Annotated in this window: 16 protein-coding genes, 1 tRNA gene and 1 pseudogene; 13 read left to right on the forward strand and 5 right to left on the reverse strand. The window is 72.1% G+C overall.

From position 1 onward, the window contains the following. Positions 1–9 precede the first annotated feature (9 nt). Positions 10–105: transfer RNA gene (locus OWR29_RS10110), tRNA-Sec, on the forward strand. 119 nt (positions 106–224) lie between these two features. Next, positions 225–1079, forward strand: coding sequence for a hypothetical protein (locus OWR29_RS10115; RefSeq protein WP_267562339.1), 855 nt, complete (start codon positions 225–227; stop codon positions 1077–1079). An 8-nt stretch (positions 1080–1087) separates the two neighbouring features. Here OWR29_RS10115 and OWR29_RS10120 read toward each other — a convergent pair whose 3' ends face one another. Next, complete coding sequence (locus OWR29_RS10120; protein ID WP_267562341.1) at positions 1088–1990, reverse strand: LysR family transcriptional regulator; 903 nt, start codon at positions 1988–1990, stop codon at positions 1088–1090. A gap of 20 nt (positions 1991–2010) precedes the next feature. Between OWR29_RS10120 and OWR29_RS10125 the strand changes: the two genes are divergently transcribed. Continuing rightward, entirely contained in the window at positions 2011–2268 is a 258-nt protein-coding gene (locus OWR29_RS10125) for a hypothetical protein (RefSeq protein ID WP_267562342.1), read from the forward strand. Continuing rightward, the gene (locus tag OWR29_RS10130; protein ID WP_267562611.1) at positions 2269–2478 is read left to right on the forward strand and encodes a RidA family protein; all 210 of its coding nucleotides are present in this window, start codon (positions 2269–2271) and stop codon (positions 2476–2478) included. Between the two features lie 14 nt (positions 2479–2492). On the opposite strand, the gene selB is transcribed toward OWR29_RS10130, so the two are convergent. Further along, positions 2493–4235 carry a selenocysteine-specific translation elongation factor gene (gene selB, locus OWR29_RS10135; protein WP_267562343.1) on the reverse strand — a complete coding sequence of 581 codons (1743 nt, stop codon included), beginning with the start codon at positions 4233–4235 and terminating at the stop codon, positions 2493–2495. 272 nt (positions 4236–4507) lie between these two features. Beyond that, positions 4508–5785 (reverse strand): annotated as a pseudogene (gene selA / locus OWR29_RS10140) (L-seryl-tRNA(Sec) selenium transferase); the annotation flags it as partial. A gap of 147 nt (positions 5786–5932) precedes the next feature. Between selA and OWR29_RS10145 the strand changes: the two are divergent. The 6 genes from OWR29_RS10145 to OWR29_RS10170 all read left to right on the forward strand — a co-directional run bounded on the left by OWR29_RS10145 (position 5933) and on the right by OWR29_RS10170 (position 13321). Then, a complete protein-coding gene (locus tag OWR29_RS10145; protein WP_267562344.1) occupies positions 5933–6730 on the forward strand; it encodes a hypothetical protein in 798 nt (265 codons plus the stop codon). 420 nt (positions 6731–7150) lie between these two features. Then, positions 7151–9883, forward strand: a complete 2733-nt coding sequence (locus tag OWR29_RS10150) for an AfsR/SARP family transcriptional regulator (protein WP_267562345.1) — start codon at positions 7151–7153, stop codon at positions 9881–9883. Continuing rightward, a complete protein-coding gene (locus tag OWR29_RS10155) occupies positions 9861–10922 on the forward strand; it encodes a class I SAM-dependent methyltransferase (RefSeq protein ID WP_267562346.1) in 1062 nt (353 codons plus the stop codon). The genes OWR29_RS10150 and OWR29_RS10155 overlap by 23 nt, the downstream gene beginning before the upstream one ends. Positions 10923–10970: 48 nt before the next feature. Beyond that, positions 10971–11621 (forward strand): phosphoribosyltransferase, encoded by a 651-nt coding sequence (locus tag OWR29_RS10160; RefSeq protein ID WP_267562347.1) that lies wholly within the window; start codon positions 10971–10973, stop codon positions 11619–11621. A gap of 19 nt (positions 11622–11640) precedes the next feature. After that, on the forward strand, positions 11641–12825 hold the full coding sequence (locus tag OWR29_RS10165) for an MFS transporter (protein ID WP_267562348.1): 1185 nt from the start codon (positions 11641–11643) through the stop codon (positions 12823–12825). Between the two features lie 34 nt (positions 12826–12859). Beyond that, a complete protein-coding gene (locus tag OWR29_RS10170) occupies positions 12860–13321 on the forward strand; it encodes a hypothetical protein (protein ID WP_267562349.1) in 462 nt (153 codons plus the stop codon). On the opposite strand, the gene OWR29_RS10175 is transcribed toward OWR29_RS10170, so the two are convergent. After that, positions 13318–14394 carry a D-alanyl-D-alanine carboxypeptidase family protein gene (locus OWR29_RS10175; protein ID WP_267562351.1) on the reverse strand — a complete coding sequence of 359 codons (1077 nt, stop codon included), beginning with the start codon at positions 14392–14394 and terminating at the stop codon, positions 13318–13320. The genes OWR29_RS10170 and OWR29_RS10175 overlap by 4 nt on opposite strands. A gap of 2215 nt (positions 14395–16609) precedes the next feature. Between OWR29_RS10175 and OWR29_RS10180 the strand changes: the two genes are divergently transcribed. The 3 genes from OWR29_RS10180 to OWR29_RS10190 are packed head-to-tail and all read left to right on the forward strand — an operon-like array spanning position 16610 to position 18962. After that, complete coding sequence (locus tag OWR29_RS10180; RefSeq protein ID WP_267562352.1) at positions 16610–17953, forward strand: ferredoxin reductase family protein; 1344 nt, start codon at positions 16610–16612, stop codon at positions 17951–17953. A 24-nt stretch (positions 17954–17977) separates the two neighbouring features. Then, on the forward strand, positions 17978–18376 hold the full coding sequence (locus OWR29_RS10185) for an SRPBCC family protein (protein WP_267562353.1): 399 nt from the start codon (positions 17978–17980) through the stop codon (positions 18374–18376). A 43-nt stretch (positions 18377–18419) separates the two neighbouring features. Then, positions 18420–18962, forward strand: coding sequence for a hypothetical protein (locus tag OWR29_RS10190; protein ID WP_267562356.1), 543 nt, complete (start codon positions 18420–18422; stop codon positions 18960–18962). A gap of 69 nt (positions 18963–19031) precedes the next feature. Here OWR29_RS10190 and OWR29_RS10195 read toward each other — a convergent pair whose 3' ends face one another. Next, positions 19032–20030 (reverse strand): alpha/beta fold hydrolase, encoded by a 999-nt coding sequence (locus OWR29_RS10195; protein ID WP_267562357.1) that lies wholly within the window; start codon positions 20028–20030, stop codon positions 19032–19034. Positions 20031–20046: the final 16 nt, after the last annotated feature.

Raw genomic sequence — 20046 nt, forward strand, 5'->3', positions numbered from 1 at the left:
GTTCCCTACGGAGGCGTTCAGGTGGCTGGTGCCCCTCCCGGTCTTCAAAACCGGTGTGGCCCGGCATCCGGGCCAGGCGGGTTCGATTCCCGTCCGCCTCCGCCAACCAGCACAGGCCGTGCAGCGCAGCACCAACGCCGCGGTCGGATCAACGACCATCAACTCCGTGGCCCGTCCCTTGCGGGCACAGTGGATGCAAATGGGTATCTACTACGGAGGCCGGCGTGGCTGCAGTGCGTCGCTTGCCGGTTTTGCGGACGTTGGGAGAAACCGGAAAGCCGTGGAATCGGGCCGACAAGCTCACGCTCGGTTTAGGGATAGGCACTCTCGTCTTGGCCGCACTCGGCTTGTGGCAGACGTACAGCAACAATAACAAGAAGCCTGCGTTGAGGGTGGCGGCCGTGTCGGCTGCGGCAGTTCAGAACATCGACGCTCAGGACCTCGACCAGGACGGTCGAGTTATCGCCCCCAATCCTGACGGAGTGCCGGGCGACCGCGTCGACATAACTGTGGTGAATTCTGGATCCGGTGAAGCTCTGATATCTCGCGCCGATCTCGAGTTCTCCGTGGCTACCCGGCTGGCCCGCTGCAGGGAGGTCGGCGGAGAGGTGCAGATAGCCGCGAACTACGACGTCAAGGTGCCCGCTCCCTGGGGTGATCCCTTCGGTTACGAAAGCCTCAGAACGCCCTTCGTGGTGGAACGCGAGATGCGTTTCGTCGTGGCACCGGGCAAGCATGAGAGGTTCACTCTCACCGTCGGTCCGGAAACCATCCCTGAGATGTCCATGCCATGGCTTTACTCGTTCACGTTGACTCTCCGGCACGACAATGGCGCCAAGCTCGAGGTGGGAAAGGTAAGCATGCTCGGCATCGGCGGACAGACCGGCGCCGTCTATGCCGAAGACGGATCGCCCGTTGGTCCCGGGTCGCCGTCCGAGAGAGACTGCCTCCGCAACAACCTGAAAGCTGTCCGGATGCATCAGCTGGCAGCGACGGGTATTCGAAGTGAGGCATTGAAGGACTACAGCGATGAACTCGCGAACTACGCGGAAGATGTCGGCTTGACGTGGCCCAAGTAGTTGCGTTGTCATCGCGTCCAGCGAGCATCTACAGCGGCTTGAAGCAGCGGCAGAAAACGCCCCACTGCCGCCGAAGGGGTGCGGCCGGCGAGGGTGGCGGCCTGAATTCGGCGGGTGGGTTCGTCGTCTCGGTGGAGGCGTAGTAGGGCTACGTCGGCCGGCTTGGTGCGCATGGCTAGGGCTGGGATGAGGGCCACGCCCAGGCCGGCGGCTACGCAGCCCAGCTTGGCTGTCCAGTCGGCGGCCACTATGTCGATTCGCGGGGTGAAGCCGGCTGGGAGGCTGGCTCGCAGCAGGGTTTCTTCGGCGTTGGCTGAGCCGGCTATGAACGAATCTGCTTCCAGTTCTTGCAGGCGGACTGTTCGGCGGCGGGCCAACGGGTGGGTTCGGGGGACGGCTACCAGCAGGCGTTCGTCGAGGATGTGGTGGAGAGTGAAGCGGGTCTCGTCGATCGGGCCGGCGGGGGACTCGCTCACCACGGCTATGTCAGCCTCGCCGGTGGTCAGGTGGGTCAGCAGGGTTGGGGTCAGGCCCTCGATCAGGCTCACGGTGATCTCTGTGTAGGTCTGGCGGAACGTGGCCAGAGCCCGGGGGACCAGGGCGGCCACCGCGGTGGGAAAGGCGCCTACTCGCAGGCGGCCGGTTGAAAGCGTGCGCAGGTCGTCCACGGCTCGGCGGGCCGTGGTGACGCGGTCAAGGATGGCTTCCGCGTGGGGGAGAAGGGCTCGGCCCTCTTCGGTGAGGGCTACTCCTCTGGGGAGACGGTCGAAGAGCTGGGTGCCTAGGTCTGCCTCGAGGGTGGCGATCTGACGGGAGACCGCGGACTGCGTGAACTGCAGGCGTTGCGCGGCTGCGGTCAGGGAACCCAGGCGGGCGACGGTACGGAAGACCTCCAGCAGGACCGTATCCATGACTCGTGAGCATGGCAGGTATGCGTGACATTCGCTGGTGGCATGGCAAGCGGGTGCCTAGCGTCTTCGGCATGGTGAGGATGACGTTGGACAATCCCGAATCCGTGGCGGCGCCGTTCGGGGATCGGTTCGCGCACGTGGCTCGGGTGGACCTGCCTGGCGGCGGCGCGTTGTTGCAGCTGGCGGGGCAGGTCGCGGTGGACGACGAAGGTGCGGTGGTGGCACCAGGGGACGCGGGGGCTCAGGCGGAACGGATCTTCGAGATCGTGGACGGGTAGCTGCGGGCGCACGGCGCGAGCCTGGCCGATGTGTCGTTCATCCGGACGTTCATGACGGACCTCGGCGACCTGGCCGCCTACGGCGCGGTGCGGCGCCGCCTTTTCCCGGCGCCGGGCCAGAATCCGCCGGCCAGCACGACCGTCGAGGTGAGCCGGCTGTTCCTGCCGGGGGCTGTGCTCGAGGTCGAGGTGACCGCGGTCGTCGGCTGATCAGCAGCGGAAGGTCAACTCAGGCGGCGACGGTCGTCGGGGAGGCGGTGGGTCAGGCCGCGGCTGTCCAGGAGTTCCAGGAGGGGGACTGCTACCCGGCGGGTGGTGTTGAGCGCCTGGCGGGCCTCGCTCAGGGTGAAGGGCTGCGGGATGCGGGCCAGGGCCTGGGCGGCCTCTTCGACTGCGGTGGGGGCGAGGATCACCTGGGGAGCTAGCTGGATGACCAGGCCGGTGCGGGCGGCGGCGGCCAGTTGACGGGGGCCCAGGCCCAGGGCGGTCAGGGCGTTGGCTTCGGGGGCGGTGAAAGGCGTCAATCCGTTGAAGGCCTGGGTCACGGCGGCCACTAGCTCGGCGGGTGGGCCGGAAGCGGCGGTGGTCACTCGGCCGTCGCGGGTGGTCAAAGGTGGGCGGATCAGGGCGGTGACCAAGGCGCGGTCGGGTAGGGACAGGCGGTGGCGCAGCGCTTCCAGGGGCATGCCGGGTTCGAGCGGGTGCTCCGCCAGGTAGGCGGCCACCTCGATGGGCAGGCGCTCCAGCAAGGAAGCCCAGTAGGAAGGGTCGGCGTACCAATCCGTCGCCACGGGGGTGTCGGAGGGGGTCAGGGGGACGCCCATCTCGGCCAGGGCCGCGGCTCGGATGAGGTGGCGGCGGGCCAGCTCGCCGGGTAGGTCAGGGTGGCCGTCCAGCTTGGTCAGTTCGGTGGCTCGGGTGGCGGCGGCGCCTCGGCGTTGCAGGCCGGGAGGCTGGACGTCCAGGACCGTCACGCCGCCGGCCACGTGGTGGAGGCCGGGGTTGCGCAGCAGGGCGCGGTCGCCGATCCGCAAGGGGAGCGGGCGGGAAAGGCGCAGGCGGGCGGTGTCGTCACCCAGGGGGCGTACGCGGACCGGGACCGCGGCTGAGCCGGCATGCAGGGTCATCGTGGCGGGCAGACTGTCCGCCGGGTCGCCGTGGATCCGTACGTCAATCAGGTCTGTATGGCGAAAGCGGCCTGGAGTGAGCAGGGCGTCGCCGCGGCTCACGTCTGTTCGGGGGGTGCCGCGCAGGTTGACCGCCACGCGAGCGACGGCGGCCACCGAATCGTGGCTCGCGCCCAACGACTGCAAATTGCGCACCCGTACGGTCGAATTGCCCAGCGCCAGCTCGTCGCCCACGCGTAGCGTGCCCGCGCCCAGTGTTCCGGTGACCACCGTGCCCGCGCCCTTCACGGTGAACGCGCGGTCGATCCACAGGCGCACGGGTTCGTCGGTCGAGGGCGCCGGCAAGTCAGCGATCAGCGTGTCGATGGCGGCGCGCAGGTCGTCGAGGCCGGCGCCGGTCAGGCCGCTCACGGCCACGGCTGGAACGTGGCCGAGCGGCGTGTTGGCTATCTCGGCTCGGGCCTGCTCGGTGGCGGGGGCGGGATCGGCCAGGTCGCTCCGAGTGACTACGAGCAGACCATGGCGTACGTCCAAAGCGGCCAGCGCGGCCAGGTGCTCAGCCGACTGGGGTTTCCAGCCCTCGTCGGCCGCCACCACCAGCAGGGCAGCGGGGACGGGGCCGATGCCGGCCAGCATGTTGGGGACGAAGCGCTCGTGGCCGGGGACGTCGACGAAGGCCACCGTCTCGCCCGAGGGCAGCTCGGTCCAGGCGAAGCCGAGGTCGATCGTCATGCCGCGGCGGCGTTCCTCGGCCCAGCGGTCGGGTTCCATGCCGGTGAGGGCCCGCACCAGCGTCGACTTGCCGTGGTCGACGTGGCCGGCGGTGGCCAGCACGTGCATGGTCAGCCGTCCCCGCCCGGCCGGGCCGGTGCCGCGGCGGCCGTCGTGGCAGGCCCCGGTCCCGGGGAAGCCGATGTGGCAGGGATCGGGCCGGCCGGGGCCGGCATGGCAGGGATCGGGCCTGTGGGGGCCGGCGTGGCAGGCCGCGGTTCCGGGGAAGCCGATGCGGCAGGGATTGGGCCTGCGGGGGCCGGCGTGGCAGGCCCCGGTTCCGGGGAAGCCGATGTGGCAGGGCCCGCGGACGCCGACGTCGCTGGATCGGGGTCCGCTGCGGCGACGGCGATGACCATGTCGATGAGCGTGTGGTCGGCTGACGGCGGGACGCAGCGCAGGTCGAGGAGCAGGCGGTCCCGTTCGACGCGGCCCACCACCGGGGTGGAGGCGGCCCGCAACGGGAACGCGTAGGCGGGCGGCAACGCCAAAGACCACGACGGGAGGGTGAGTTCCGGCGCGCCGCCGCCGCCGACTACCGCCTCCGAAGGCACGACCTCGGCCTCGATGCCGGCCTTGGCCAGCAGGGACTGGGCGTGCTGGGTGCGGGCGAGCAGGGCGTCGGACGAGAGCCGCAAGGCCTCCCAGGTGGGGGTGACCGGGCCGGTCAGGGTGGCCTGGAGGGCGGCCAGCGTGAGCTTGTCGACGCGCAGAGCCCGGGCCAGGGGGTGGCGGCGCAGGCGCTCGATCAGCGGGGCGGTGCCGAGCAGCAAGCCGGCCTGGGGGCCGCCGAGCAGCTTGTCGCCGCTGGCGATGACCAAAGCGGCGCCCTCGGTCAGGGTGGTGGCGGCGTCGGGCTCGTCGGGGAGCAGCGGGTCGGGGGCCAGCAGGCCGGAGCCGATGTCGGCCACGACCGGGACCGGCAGGGCCGCGAGCTCGCGGATCGACACCGAGCTGGTGAAGCCGCGTACGACGAAGTTCGAGGGGTGGACCTTGAGGATGAAGCCGGTCTTCTCGCTCAGAGCCTGGGCATAGTCGGCCGGCGACGTCCGGTTCGTCGTGCCGACCTCGCGCAGGCGGGCGCCGGTCGACTCGAGCAGGTCGGGCAGGCGGAAGCCGTCGCCGATCTCCACCATCTCGCCGCGGCTCACGACGATCTCGCGGCCGGCAGCGGCCAGGGCGGTCGCGGCCAGTACGAGGGCGGCGGCGCCGTTGTTGACCACGTGCACGTCGCCGGCGGCGGGGACGGCCCGGTGCAGGGCGGCCAGGGCGGTGCGACCCCGCTTGGCCCGGCGGCCGGTGGCCAGGTCGAGCTCGACGTCGGTGTGGCCGGCGGCGGCAGCCACCGCGTCGCGGGCGGCGGGCGCGAGCGCGGCCCGGCCCAGATTGGTGTGCAGAACCACGCCGGTGGCGTTGAGCACCGGGCGCAGACCGCCGGGCAGGGCGGCCAGGACGGCGTCGATCACCGCTTCCGGCTCGAGGCTTCCTTCGCGTACGCGTTGAAGGGTGGCCACGACGGCGGACTTCACAGCCGTGCGGCCCTCGGCAGCCAGGGCGGCGGACAGCCGTGCGTCGGCCAGGACGACGTCCGTACGCGGGACCCGCCGCCGTGCATCCATCGCCGTCTCCCTCCGACGCCGCCGGGATGCCCCGGCAACGCCATTCGACACCTGTCGAAAGCTACCCGCCGGTCGGGCCGATTCCGCCGACCGGGCGGGCGTTGCGCGTCACTTCGATCATGGAGTGGGATGGCGGGCGGAGGGTGCATGGGTCTGGAGATCGACTTTCACGACAACGAGTCGCTGCTGTGGAGCCGGCCGCTCGCGCTGATCGTGGGGGCGGTGGGCGCGCTGCTGATCGCGGCGGCGGTGCTGGTGTCGTGGGCGGCGCCGGTCGGCGTGTTCGGCGGGGTGATCGTCTTCGTCGCGGTCAGCGGGCGGATCGGGTCGGTTCTGGAGCTTCGGTACGGCGCCATGCCGCTCGCCCAGCCCGGCACCGTGGCGCATCACGCGACGGCGCGGCGGCGGTCGGTGCGGCGCAGCAGTGGGGTGCCGTGGGTGACGGTGGCGCTGGGCGTTCTGGTCGTGCTCGCGGGAGGTGCGGCGGAGGACGCGTACGGGCTGGAGTACTTCTTCGTGGCGTGCGGGCTCGCCCTCGTCTGGTTCGGGGTGCTGGTCGGGCCGGTCGCCGGGTACGTGGTCACGCCCCAGCACCTGCGCATCGACACGGCCCTGTGGCGCACGACCGTACCGCGGCACCTGATCGGCACTTTCGAGCACAGCGAACTCGAGATCCGGCTGCGGCTGCGCAACCGGGACTACGTCGACATCCGCGTCGACTCGCCGATCATGGAGTACACGTCGCGGGGCTACTGGATGAACTCCCGCCGCCGGGTTCGCACGGCGGAGAAGCTGGTCCGCATGCTGCGAGAGGTGCCCGAGGAGCCCAGCACCGACATGGCCGTCGTCAGCCGCCGCCGGCCCGTCGTCACCGCCGTCGCCGCCCTCACCGCGGTGGCCATTCTGGCCCTGGCGGTCTACGGCTTCTATCTGTACGGCGTTTGACGCGCACGCGCGCGGCGGTGTTCAGCGGGCGGCCGGATGGGGCGCGGCGATATTCGGCGGACGGCCGGATGAGCGCGGTGGCGTCGGCGCGAGCGGCGGTTCTGGGTGGGCGCGGTGTCGTCGGCGGGCGCGGCGGTGTTGGGTGAGGCGGCCGGATGGGCGCAGCGGTGTTCCGCGGGCACGGCGGCGTCGACGGGCGGCGGGAAGCCGCCGCGGCGTCAGGCGGGCGGCGGATAGGCGCGGCGGGTCAGGCGGCGATGCGCGCTCGGCGGTGTTCAGCGGACGACCGGATGGCCGCGGCGGTGTTGGATGGGCGGCCGGTTAGGCGCGGCGAGGTTAGCCGGGCGGATGCGCGCGCGGCGGTGTTCGGCGGGCGGATAAGGGCTGGCTTCGCGTGGCGCGCGGTGCTGAGAATGGGGCGTGCGGGTCGAGGTGGGGCTGCTGGGGCCGGTCGAGTTGCGGGTCGACGGGCGGGCGGTTGCGCTGTCCGGGGCGCCGGAGCGGGTTGTGCTGGCACGGCTTGCCCTGGCCGGTGGGCGCGTCGTTCCGGTTGGTGAGCTGATCGAGGCGTTGTGGGGTGAGGACCCGCCTGGCAACGCGGTAGGCAATCTGCACAGCTATGTGTCGAAGCTGCGGCGGCACATCGCGATCCGTCGCGAGCCGGGTGGCTACCGGCTGTCGGATGAGGGCACTGACATCGGCCGGGCCGAACGTCTGGTTGCGGCGGGACAGCCGGCTCAGGCACTCGAGCTGTGGCGGGGCGAGGCGCTGGCCGACGTGGCCGATCGGCTGGCCTTCGCGCCCGAGGTGGCCCGGCTCGCGGAGTGGCGGCGGCACCTGCGGGAGGAGTGGTTCGACCAGCGGCTCGCGGCGGGGGAGGCGGCCAGGGCGTTGCCGGACATCGAGGCGCACGCCACCGCGGAGCCCATGCGGGAGCGGGCCTGCCTGCTGCACATGCGCGCCCTGCACCACACCGGGCGGACGGCCGACGCCCTCGGTGCGGGTCGCGCGTACCGGGAAAGGGTTGTCGACGGCCACGGTGTGGACCCGTCGCCGGCGCTGGACGAGCTGCAGCGCCGCATCCTGGCCGAGGATCCCCTGCTGCGGCCGGGGACGCCGCGGAGGCGGGCCGACCGGTTCTTCGGGCGTGTCGACGAGCTGGCCGCCCTGCGGAGCGCGCTCGCCGGCGGGCGGATGACCACGCTGACCGGGCCGGGTGGGGTGGGCAAGACGCGGCTGATGACCGAGGCGCTGAGCGGCGACGAACTGGTGGTCGAGCTGGCCGAGCGCTCGGCGCCGGGCGACGTGGCGGCCACGGTGGCCGGGGCGCTCGGGCTGCGGGCGGCGCCGCGCGGCGGGGTGGCGGCCGTTGCGGACCGGCTCGGCTCGGGCCCGGCGCTGCTGGTGCTGGACAACTGCGAACACCTGCTCGACGCCGTCCGGGACCTGGTCGGAGAGATCCTGGTGCGCTGTCCCCGCGTACGGATTCTGGCCACCTCGCGGCAGCCGCTGGGCGTGCCGGGGGAGCGGGTGCTGCGCCTCGGGCCGCTGCCGCCGGAGGACCAGGTGGCGCTGTTCTGCGACCGGGCCTCCCTGCTGCGGGCCGAGTTCCCGCACGATGCCCGCAGCCGGGCGCTCGCGGCCGAGGTGTGCGGGCTGGTCGACGGGCTGCCGCTCGCGGTCGAGCTGGCCGCCCGGCGCGAGGCGGTGTTCGGGCTGGCCCATCTGCGGGACCGGCTCGGTGCGGGGTTGCAGGTGCTCGACCCGATCCGGGGCGGGGATCGCGGAACCGCGGTGAGCGCGACCGTCGAGTGGTCGTACCGGCTGCTCGACGAGGAGGCGCAGCGGCTGCTCGACAGCCTGGCCGTGTGCCGGGGCGGCTTCGACCTCAGCATCCTGGCCTACCTGTCGGCGGACGCCCGGGTGCTGGCCGAGCTGGTCGACGCGTCACTGGTCATCTGTGACGTCGACCGGGATCCGCCTCGCTACCGCCTGCTCGAGACCGTCCGGCACGTGGCGCTGACCCACGGGCGGGCCGATCGGGACGCGCACGCCCGCTGGATGCTCGACTTCATCACCGATCTGCTGCGCCGCCAGCGCGTCCGCAACCCGGACACCACCCCGGCCCTGCGGCGTGAACGTGGCAACTTGCAAGAGGCCCTGACCTGGCTGGAGGGCCGGGACGAGGGAGCCCGGCTGGCCGCGTGGACGGCCGTCGCCGGCTCGGACGCGCCCGATCCCGGGCTCACGGCTCAACTGCTGCGCTTCACGCCCGTACGCGTGGAGACCGAGACCGACGCGCTGTGTGCACTGGCCGCGGGCACCGGCGAATGGCTCGACGGCCGCCTCGGCGAAGCGAACCGGCTGCTCACGGCCGCGATCGACCGGTTGCCGGAGGGGCACCCGCTGACCGGGGCGGCGCTGCTGCTGCGCATCTCGAACTCGATGTTCGTGGGCCGGGCCGACCTCGTGCGGGCCGACGCGCAACGGCTGCGCGAGAACCGGGAAGCGCCAGCGTGGACCCGGTCCACCGGGCTGTGCTGCGCGGCGCTCATGGACGCCTACGGCGGGGACGCGGCTGCCGGTTTGCGCCGGCTCGACGCGTACGGGAAGGAACTGAACGCCGACCGGCTCGACGGGTTCGTGCCGTTCACCCGGGGCGAACTGCTGGCCGGCGCCGACCCGGAGGCGGCGTTGAGCTGCTACGACGAGTCGCTGCGGCGGACCGCGCGGGCCGGGCTGGAGTACACGGCCAACATCGCGCGGGTGGCCCGGGCGGCCGTGCTCATCCGGCTGGGCCGGCACGACGAGGCGGCCGAGGCCTGCCGGCGGACGATCGTGCTGGTGCGGGCAGCGGGGATGACCGCCCAGCTGTGGACGACGCTGCGGCTGACCGCTGAGTTGCTGGCCGATCGGGGCGACCGAGAAGCGGCGGCGGTGCTGGTGGCGGCGGCCGACGACGACCCGTACGCGCCGGTGGTCATGGGTCCGGACGTCGAGCGCCTGGCCTCGCTGCGGACGGGAGTGCCCGCGGAGAGGCCGGAGGACATCGTGGAATACGCGCTCGCCCGGCTGGAGCGGCAAGGCGCGAGCAAGCCGGCGGCAAGCGGCGCGGCGCATCGTCCGGAGCATGACTCACACACAGATCGATGAGGCCCGCGTCGAGGCGTTCGCCGGGCAGCTGCTCAACGACTTCGCCGGGGCCGGCACGACCGCGCTGACCGTGCTCGGCGACCGGCTCGGGCTCTACCGCGCGCTCACCGGCGCCGGCCCGACCACGGCGGCCAAGCTCGCCGCCACCACCGGGCTCAACCCCCGCCTGGTCACCGAATGGCTGACCGCCCAGACCGTCAGCGGGCACCTGACCAGCGACGGCGAGACCTTCGAGCTGCCCACGGAACACGCGCTCGCGTTGTCGGTGGTCGATTCCCCGGCGTACGTGATCGGGGGCGCCGACATCATCGCCGGCTACTACCTGACGCTGGACAAGCTGGAGGAGGCGTTCCGCGGCGACGGCGGGCTGGCCTACGGCGAGATGCCGGGCTGCCTGCACCACGGCATCGAGCGGTTCTTCCGTACGGCGTACGTCAACCACCTCGCCCAGGCCTGGTTCCCGGCGGTGCCCGGACTGGTCGAGAAGCTTTCCGCCGGGGCCCGGGTGGCCGACGTCGGGTGCGGGCACGGCGTGGCCACGCTGCTCGTGGGGCAGACCTGGCCGGCGTCCACCGTGACCGGCTTCGACAACCACGCGCCGTCGATCGCGGCCGCCCGGGCCAACGCGGTCGAGGCGGGCAGCCCGGCCAACGTGTCGTTCCGGACCGGCGACTCGGGGTCGCTCGGCGGGGAGTTCGACGTGGTCGTCTACTTCGACTCGCTGCACGACCTGGGCGACCCGCAAGCAGCGCTTCGGGCGGCGTACGAGTCACTGGCCGACGGCGGCGTTCTGGTGGCGGTCGAGCCGTGGTCGGCTGACGACTTCACGACCGTGATCGGAAACCCGCTCGTCCGGGCCAACTACAACGCGTCGACCGCGCTGTGCACCCCGGGGTCGCTGTCGCAGCCGGGGGCGTACGGGCTGGGGACGCAGGGCGGGCCGGCCAAACGTCTGGCGCTGCTGGCCCAGGCGGGCTTCACCGACCCGGTCGTGGCTGCCGACACCGGCTTCAACCTGGTCTTCGCGGCCCGGCGATAACTGCCAAGTCGGACGTATAGGGCGTGCCCCACGGGGTACGCCCTGTGCATGAAGTTCGCCGATCGGGACGATGCCGGACGTCAGCTGGCCGAGGCGGTGGCGGCCCAGGTGCCGAAGCATCCGGGGCCGGCGCCGCTGGTGCTGGGGCTGCCGCGAGGCGGTGTTCCGGTCGCCGTGCGGGTGGCGGCCCGGATCGGGGCCGAGCTCGACATCGTCATCGCGCGCAAGATCGGGGCGCCGGGGCACAGCGAGTACGGCATCGGTGCGATAGCCGAGGACGGGCCACCGGTTTTCGACGGGCAGAGCCTGGCTCACCTGGGGTTGGAACCGGCGGATCTCGAGGAAGCGGTCGTCCGCGAAAGGCAGGAGCTCGCTCGACGCGTACGGGAATATCGCGGCGATCAGCCGCCGCCGGACCCGACCGGCCGGGAAGTCGTGGTTGTCGACGACGGGCTGGCGACCGGGGTGACGGCTCGGGCCGCGGTGCAGTGGCTGCGGGGGCGGCATCCGGCGCGGCTGGTCCTGGCGACGCCGGTGTGTGCGGCGCAGGCAAAAGCGTCGGTGGGGGCGGATACGGTGATCTGCCTGAGCGAGCCGGTCGATTTCCGGGCGGTCGGGCAGTGGTACGAGAACTTCGAGCAGCTCACCGACGCCGATGTAGCGCAGCTCATGGCGGGGGCTGTGTACGACCGTACATAACGTGTGTACGCTCGTCCGCATGTCGACTCTGTCGGCCGCTCCCACGCGGCAGGCTCGCAACGCCCGCGTGGCCGTCGCGGCGCTGTTCCTGACCAACGGCGCCGTGTTCTTCAACGTCGTGCCGCGCTATCCGCAGATCAAGGCCGACCTGGGCGTGTCCAACGCGATCCTGGGCACGGCGATCGCCGCCATGCCGGTCGGCGCGCTGCTGGCCGGCCTGCTCGCGGGCGCGGTGATCCGGCGGCTCGGCTCGGCGCGCACGGCCTCGTTCGGCATCGTCCTGCTGACGCTGGCCACGCTGCTGCTGCCTATCGCGCCGCACTGGACGGTGTTCGCGGCGGTCATGTTCGTCATCGGGGCGCTCGACTCGATCATCGACGTCGCGCAGAACGCCCACGGGCTGCGAGTGCAGCGGCTGTACGGGCGGTCGATCCTGAACTCGCTGCACGGCGTGTGGAGCATCGGGGCGGTGCTCGGCGGGCTGATGGGGTCGGCGGCGGCCGGGTTGTCGCTTCCGCTCGGGGTGCATCTGACCATCTCGGCGGTGCTGTTCAGCGCGATCGCGTTGGTCGCCTATCGCTTCCTGCTGCCCGGCGCCGAGGATGCTGAGCGGCCTGACGTTCTTGATGATTCGCCGCGGCCCCGGTTCTCCGGCGCGGTGATCAAGATGCTGGCCGCGCTCGGTGTGCTGGCCGCGGCCGGCGCCCTGGTCGAGGACGCGGGGGCCTCGTGGGGCGCGTTGTTCCTCAGCGAAGACCTGAACGCCGGGGCCGCCACCGCCGGCCTGGCCGTGGTGGCCATGCAGGTGGCGATGACCGTCGGGCGGCTGACCGGCGACCGGGTCGTGGACCGGTTCGGACAGCGTACGGTCGTTCGCGCGGGCGGTGCGCTCGCGGCGCTCGGCATGGGGGCCGCCCTGGCTTTTCCGTCGGTGCCCTCGGCTCTGGCGGGGTTCGCGCTGGCCGGCCTGGGGGTGGCGACGCTGGTGCCGGCGGCCATGCACACTGCCGACGAGCTGCCCGGGCTCGCGCCGGGCACGGGCCTGACGATCGTGAGCTGGCTGCTGCGCGGCGGCTTCCTGCTGTCGCCGCCGCTGGTGGGGCTCGTCGCCGACCAGTCCAGCCTGCGGGTCGGCCTGCTGAGCGTCGTGCTGGCCGGCGTGGTGACCGTGGTCCTGGGCCGGGTGCTGGTCAACCGGCACTAGGTTTCGCGGCGGCCGGGGTGGGCACGGCTGAATCATGCGAACGGGAATCCTGGCCGGGGCGGCCGCGGGTGCGGCCGGCACCGCGGCCCTCAACGCCGTCACGTACCTCGACATGGCCGTCCGCGGCCGCGCGAGCAGCACGACGCCGGAGCAGACCGTCGAGGCCATCGAGGAGCACCTGCCGGTCACGGTGCCCGGCGAGGGCGAGACGCGCGAGCACCGGGTGGCCGGCCTGGCCAGCCTGAGCGGCATCGTCACCGGCGTCGGCATCGGGGTCACGTTCGGGCTGCTACGCCGGGCCGGGGTGCGGCCGCCGGCTCCCGTCGGCGCCGCGCTGATCGGGGCCACCGCCATGGCGTCGACCAACCTGTCGATGGCTTCGCTGGGCGTCAGCGACCCGCGTACGTGGTCCGCCTCCGACTGGCTGGCCGACGCCCTGCCCCACCTGGTCTACGGCGTGGTGGCCGACGCCGTGCTGCGGTCGCTCTACCGCTAGCTCGTACGGGTCAGGCGCCACCACACGGACGGGTCGGAGGTCGCGGCGTCGGCCTGCAGGTTCACTCGTACGCCGGACGCCTGCACCACGCCGACCGGCTGACCCGCGGTCACGGTGGCGCCCGGAGCCGAGGTGGTGACCTTCACCGGAACGCTCAGGCCGGGCCAGCCGACCACCTTGAGCGGGGCGGCCGGTCGCACCTGGGTGGTGTCACCCCACGCCGTACGGATCTCGCCCACCGGCTCGGCCGGGAGCAGGGTGTACTGCTTGACCGACTGGCGTACGGCGCGAAGCAAGGTCTTGATTTCGCGGTTGACGTTGGCCAGCTGCTCGGGCGTGTTCAGCCCCGGCTGATTGAAGACCGCCCCGACGATGGTGAGCTTGCGGCCGCCGACAGTCAGACGCGCGGCGAACAGCAGACAGCCGCCGGCCTCGTCGGTCGACCCGGTCTTGATGCCGAAGACACCCTGCACACCCAGCAGGTCGTTGTAGTTCCGGATCTTCCCGGCGACCGGGATGGTGGCGCTGGGCAACGCGACGATCTCGGCGAAGACCTCCGACTTGAGCGCCGCCCGAGCCAGCTTGACCTGGTCGGGGGCGGTGCTGACGGTGGTCGGCAGATAGCCGCTGGGATCGGTGTAGCGGGTGGCGGCCATGCCCAGCTCGTCGGCGGCGGCGTTCATCTTGTCGACGAAGGCGCTCTCCGAGCCGGCGTCCCAGATAGCCAGCTGGTGGGCGATGTTGTTGGCCGAGGGGAGCATCAGGGCCTCGATGGCGTCGCGCTCGGTGAGCTTCTCACCGACCTGCACCGGTACGAGCGACTGGTTGCTGGCGATGCGGGCCTGATAGTCGGCCACGTCGGCGGCGGTCACGGTGAGGGTTGGCCCCTCCTCGTCGCCGCTGAGGGGATGGTCACGCAGAATGACGTACGCGGTCATGACCTTGGCGACGCTGCCGATGGGAGCCGCGGCGCTGCTGCCGGAGCCGCCGAGCCGGCCCAGGCCCTCGATCATGAGCTCGGCCGAACCCTGGTCGGGCCAGGGCAGCTTGACCGCCGCCCCGGGGATCTTCATGGTGGCGGCCACGTTGGTGGCAAGAGTCGCCTCAGGCAGCGATCGGGTGAGCTGAATGGTGGCGCCGGCTCCCAGGAGAGCCAGAAGAAGGAACAGGCTTGCGAGTACGGCGATGAGGCGCTTGCGACTTTTCGGGGCGCGGCCGTATTGGGCCGGCGCGGCAGCAGCCTGCTGTGGAGGCCGCCCGTATTCGGTGGGGCGGCCGGAGTCCACTGGGGTAGTGGCTCGGCGGCCGTATTCGGTGGGGCGGCCGGGTTCTGTGGGGGTGGTGGCTGGGCGGCCGTATTCGGTGGGGCGGCCGGGTTCTGTGGGGGTGGTGGCTGGGCGGCCGTATTCGGTGGGGCGGCTGGGTTCTGTGGGGGTGGTGGCTGGGCGGCCGTACTCAGTGGGGCCTCCGGATTGTGGGCCGCTGGTTCCGGGCTGAGGTGAACCGCCGTACACCTTGCCGGGGCGCTGCTCCGAGGCGGGGGCGGGCCTCGGCGCCGGGATCGGAACAGCCTTCGGTTCAGGGCGCGTGGCCGGGAAAGCGAGGGAGCCGGCCGGTCGGCCCGTTTCCGGTGCCGACGGATTGGCTGGCCGATCCGTCGCCGGTGCCGACGGATTGGCCGACCGGTCCATCTCTGGTGCCGACGGATTGGCCGGCCGGTCCTTCGCCGGCGCCGGCGGGCTGGCCGGCCGGTTCGAAACACCCGGCGAGATCATCGCGGTGCGGCCCGGGTTCCGCGGCTGATCGCGTGGCGGGGCCGGCATCGGCACGGAGCTAGGGGGACGTGGCTCTTCGCGGGACGGATCCTGCGTCCGCGGCATGACTGTGGTGGCGTCCGCGTCTTGAACCGGGCGGTGGGCGACCGTCGGTGGTTCGGAGCTCGCGAGGTCTGTCGGCCTCGACGCGCCCGCGAGGTCTGCCGGCCTCGACGCGCTCGCGAGGTCTGTCGGCCTCGACGCGCTCGCGAGATCCGTCGGCCGGTCGACGCCCGTCGGGCCGGTAGGAGTCGCGCTGCCGGAGGGGTCCGTTGTGCCGCGGGTCTTCGAACGATCCGGCGCTTCGACGGGACTCAGGCGGCTCGTCGGCTCTTCAGCGCCCGCTTCCGCCGCCTCGCGGGAGGCTGCGCGATCCGAATCCGCCGCCGCCGAAACTGCGGGCAGAGCAGTAGTCCGATCAAGATCCGGCTCGGCCGCCTGGGACCGGCTCGCGGACGAAACCACCCCGAGCGTCGCCGTCAGATCAGGGTCTCGATCGGCCGGATCGCCCGGCGTCTGTGGATAACTCGCTGAGCGGCCGGCGTCACTTGTGGACAAAGCCTTTGAAGCTTCTTGATCGGCGTAAAATTGGCCACCACCTCCCCCTCCCTTAGTGGGCGGGGTGACGACTGTCGGCCGGGCGACGGCCGGCCGGGCGGCGGCTGACGTCCCGGCGGCGAACGTTGGCCCGCCGCCGTCTGATGGCCGGGCGGCGGCTGTTGGTCCGGCGGCGGCTGACGTCCCGGCGGCGAACGTTGGCCCGCCGCCGTCTGATGGCCGGGCGGCGGCTGTTGGTCCGGCGGCGGCTGATGTTCCGGCGGCTGCTGGCTGAGCGGCGGACGTTGGCCGGGCGCCGGCTGTTGGCTGAGCGGCGGGTGGTGGTCCGGCGGCGTCTGCTGGCCCGGCGCCGACTGCTGGCCGGGCGGTGGACGTTGGCCCGGTGGTGGCTGTGCGCTGGTCGTCGATTTCGGATGGGCGGGCTGCGGTGCGGCCGTCGGCGGTCTCTGGCGGAGCAACAGCTGCTTGCGGTTGCTGACCGGAGCGGTTGTCGGCCTTCTCTGCGTCGGAGGCCGGCTTCGGGTCGCGGACGGTCGTCGCTGGCGACTCCGCGGTTGCGGGCCGGCCTGCGGCTGTGGGTGTGTCGCGGGGTGGGGAAGCGGGGGCCGGTTTCTCGGGGTCGGCGGATGACGAAACGGCCGCGTCCGGTGTGGGGATGGCCTCGGTGGGGTCATCCGCTTTCGGGATCGGCTGGGTTTCGTCCGTCGGCTTGGCCGGCTGCGTCACTACTTGCCCCTCTCCGCCCGTCTGCCCGGGCGCCGGGGCAAGTATCGCTGTCGCCCGCCACTCCCGTCGATTTGCGTGGCTTGAGCTGATCTCCTCCGCAGCCCTGAACCGTCGCTGAGTTGGTGTCGTGTGGGTGATTGCTTCGCCGCTGTGGGCGGCCGGAGACTAGGCCCACTCCCGGGAGGTACGGATGAGCACCTTGGCCCGGCCGCAGCTGCGGCGCACCGGTCAGGCCCGGACGGCGTACCTGCTGCTCTGGGCCTTTCTGCTGCTCAACCTGCTGATCGTCGAGCTCATGCTGGCCCGCCCGAACACCCCGGCCCACAACACGCTGACCACGATCGGGCGCGTCCTGGGCCTGCACCTCGGGTTCGCGCTGGCCTTGCAACTGCTGCTGATCAGCCGGCTTCCGTTCCTCGACCGGCGTCTCGGGTTCGACAAGCTGGCCGGCTGGCACCGCTGGACCGGGTTCACCATCTTCTGGCTCGTCGTGTTGCATCCGACATTTGTGCTGCTCGGCTACTCGCAGCCCGGCCGGATCCCGATTCTCAGCGAGATCCCGACCCTGGCACGGCAGATGCCCGTCCTGCTCGGCATGATCGCGGCCGGGCTGGTCGGCGTCATCGCCGTGACCTCGGTGCGGGTCGCGCGCAGACGGCTGCCGTACGAGGTCTGGCACGCCATTCACCTGCTGGTTTATGTCGTTGTCGTGCTCGGCGTGGTCCATCAGGTGTACGAGGGGAGCGCCTTCAAGACCAACAACTTCACCCAGGCGTACTGGTGGGGGTTGTGGGCCTTCGCGATCGGGGCGCTGCTGACCGGGCGGCTGATCCTGCCGTTGATCCGTAACGCCCGGCACCGACTGCGCGTAGCGGCCGTGATCGCCGAGTCACCCGACGTGGTCTCGGTGCATGTGACCGGTCGTGAACTCCACAAGCTGCACGCTCGTGCCGGGCAGTTCTTCCTGTGGCGCTTCCCGGGGCACAACCCCTGGTGGCAGGTGAATCCGTGGTCGCTGTCGGCCGCGCCGGACGGTCACTCGCTGCGCCTGACCGCCAAGGGCATCGGGACGACCAGCGCGGGGCTCCGCGACTTGCCGGTCGGCACGCGGGTGTTCGCCGAGGGCCCGTACGGCGCCTTCACCGCGACCGGACGCACCCGCAGTGACACCCTGTTGATCGCCGGCGGCATCGGCGTGACCCCGATTCGTGCCCTGCTCGAGGACGAAACGCTCGACGGCGACATCGTGGTCCTTTACCGCGTACGCACATCGGCCGACGCGGTTCTGCTCGGTGAGCTGCGCAATCTGGCTCACCTGCGGGGTGCCCGGCTGCAGCTGCTGACCGGCCGCACCGCCGAGGGCAACCAGCCGTTCAGCCCCGGCCATCTGCAGGCGCTGGTTCCCGACATCACCGAGCGTGACGTGTACGTCTGTGGCCCGGCCGCCATGACCGACGCCGTGCTGCGCAGCCTGCGCGAGCTGCGGGTGCCCGCCCGGCAGCGCCACGCCGAGGTGTTCCGGCTGGCCGGCTGAGAACCGGAAGCGGATGATCAGGGCATGACGACCGATACGGCACACGTCGCGGAGCGCATCGACCGCTCCGCCAACGACGTCTACGCGTACGTCTCGAAGCCGGAAAACCTGATGGCCTGGGCGCCCGGCCTCGGCGAGTCCGTGGAGCGGCAGGACGGCGACTGGTACGTGCAGTCGGAGGCCCTGGGCCGCGTCCGCGTCGAGTTCGCCCCGCGCAACGGCTTCGGCGTGCTCGACCACGTGGTCACGCTCGAGTCCGGCCAGCAGTTCCTCAACCCGCTGCGCGTCGTCCCCTACGGCGACGGCTGCGAGATCGTCTTTTCCGTACGCCGCCCGCCCGGCACCCCCGACGCCGACTTCACCGGCGACGTCGCCCGAGTGACCGACGACTTGGCCCGCCTCAAGCAGATCCTCGAGAAGTGAGCCACCCGCGGAACCTCGCACCCCGCGCCGGTGTCTTTCGGGCGTGACCCACAAACGCTGGCGCGCCGCACTGCTGGTGCCTTTGCTGGCCGCCTGCTCAGCCGAGCCACCCACGCCCCCTACCGCCGCCCCCGCCGCGTCACCAACCGCGCCGGGCAGTGCCGCGCCCGCGTCGCCGGCTACGCCCAGCAGCGCCGGCTCGGATGTTGTGGATTGCGCCCACGACATCGGCGGCCGCCCGCCGGACTCCGGCTACCGCCTGGTGCTGGACGCGGTGGCCCTGCCCACCGGAGTGCTGCAGGCGAACGACTCGGGCGAGCCCGGTCGCCTGTTCGCCAAGACCGGCCTGCTCGTCCGGGCCGGGAGGGCGGTCGAGCTGACCGTGACCACCCCCGGCGTGACCATCGGCTGGGGCAGCCCCGGCCCGGAGGGCACCACGATCCGCGTACCAGCCTGCCCGAACCCCAACGGCTGGTTGGCCTTCGCCGGCGGCTACACGGTCACTGAGCCGACGTGCGTAGCGCTGACTGTGCGCTCGAACGGCCGGGAACAGAAGGCCGAGGTAAGCGTCGGGCGCAGGTGCTGAGCCCGACCACCGCAGTGCCCGGCCGCAGTGGCCGGCCTGAGACGCGGGTCCGCCCGGTGCTCTGCTTTCCTATGCCTGCTTGCGCAGGAAATCGGTCAGGGCGCCGGCGAAGAGGCCGGGGGCGGTGTGGCTCGCGAAATGGGACTGGCCGGGCAGGACGGTGCGGGCGGCTGAAGGCAGCGCGGCGGCCAGCGCCTCCATCGTGTCCGGCATCGGGGGCCACGTGTCGCTGCCCTGCAGTAACAAGGTGGGGACAGTGATGGCCGACCAACGCTCGACGTCCGTGGTGTCGGCCGTCATGGCTTCGAGGTCGTGCAGACAGCCGACGGCCTCCGACTCCGGCGGGGCGGCAATGGCGGGAAGAATTGCGGCGGGTACCCGGGCCACTTCCGCCGCCAGCAACCGGGCCGCGCCGAGCAGGTCCCCGGCCTCAAGCAGCCCGCGATAGCGTCCCAGCGCATCCGCCAGCCCCGCCCCGGCCGAGAAAATCGGCGGCTCGAACACCACCAACGACCGGATCACCACGCCCCCGGCAACCTTCCCGCCGCCGACGCCTCCGTCGCCGCCAGTTGCGCTGCTAGCGGCGACCGCGCTGTTGGCTCCGCCACGGCTAGCGGCCGCGCTGCTTGTGCCGCCGCTGACGGTCATCCCGCTGTCGATCTTGCCAGCGGCGGGAGGCCGGCTGACGGTTCGTCCGCTGCCGGAGGCGGACGTAGCGGTGCCTTCTTCCGTTGCGGCTGGTGGTTGGCCGGCCAGCGCGAGAGCGGCATGCAGCGCAACCGTGGCGCCGTAGGACGTGCCCACCACGTGCGCCGCGCCGCCGGCCGCGGCGACCACGGCTCGGAGGTCGGCCACGTCGTCGGCGAACGTCTTGGCCCGTGTGCAGCCGTCGCTGGGGGCGTAGCCGCGGCGGGCGTACGTCAACAGCTCGAAACGGTCGCGCAGCAGCGGCAGGATCGGGTCGAACGAGTCCAGCCCGCCCGCCGAACCGTGTATCAGCACCACGGGCGGCCCCTCGCCCGTCCGGTTCACGGCCAGCCGCGTGCCATCCTCCGACGTCACAAACACCCGGGCACGGTAGCGC

Origin of the sequence: Paractinoplanes pyxinae (genome assembly GCF_026626335.1) — a bacterium.
GTDB classification, from domain to species: Bacteria; Actinomycetota; Actinomycetes; order Mycobacteriales; family Micromonosporaceae; genus Actinoplanes; species Actinoplanes pyxinae.

Bases quoted from the DNA above. Each gene is read 5' to 3' on its own strand.
- OWR29_RS10120 (WP_267562341.1), bottom strand. From the start codon at position 1,990: ATGGATACGGTCCTGCTGGAGGTCTTCCGTACCGTCGCCCGCCTGGGT.
- OWR29_RS10125 (WP_267562342.1), top strand. From the start codon at position 2,011: ATGCGTGACATTCGCTGGTGGCATGGCAAGCGGGTGCCTAGCGTCTTC.
- selB (WP_267562343.1), bottom strand. From the start codon at position 4,235: ATGCACGTGCTGGCCACCGCCGGCCACGTCGACCACGGCAAGTCGACG.
- OWR29_RS10145 (WP_267562344.1), top strand. From the start codon at position 5,933: ATGGGTCTGGAGATCGACTTTCACGACAACGAGTCGCTGCTGTGGAGC.
- OWR29_RS10155 (WP_267562346.1), top strand. From the start codon at position 9,861: ATGACTCACACACAGATCGATGAGGCCCGCGTCGAGGCGTTCGCCGGG.
- OWR29_RS10160 (WP_267562347.1), top strand. From the start codon at position 10,971: ATGAAGTTCGCCGATCGGGACGATGCCGGACGTCAGCTGGCCGAGGCG.
- OWR29_RS10165 (WP_267562348.1), top strand. From the start codon at position 11,641: ATGTCGACTCTGTCGGCCGCTCCCACGCGGCAGGCTCGCAACGCCCGC.
- OWR29_RS10170 (WP_267562349.1), top strand. From the start codon at position 12,860: ATGCGAACGGGAATCCTGGCCGGGGCGGCCGCGGGTGCGGCCGGCACC.
- OWR29_RS10175 (WP_267562351.1), bottom strand. From the start codon at position 14,394: ATGAAGATCCCCGGGGCGGCGGTCAAGCTGCCCTGGCCCGACCAGGGT.
- OWR29_RS10180 (WP_267562352.1), top strand. From the start codon at position 16,610: ATGAGCACCTTGGCCCGGCCGCAGCTGCGGCGCACCGGTCAGGCCCGG.
- OWR29_RS10185 (WP_267562353.1), top strand. From the start codon at position 17,978: ATGACGACCGATACGGCACACGTCGCGGAGCGCATCGACCGCTCCGCC.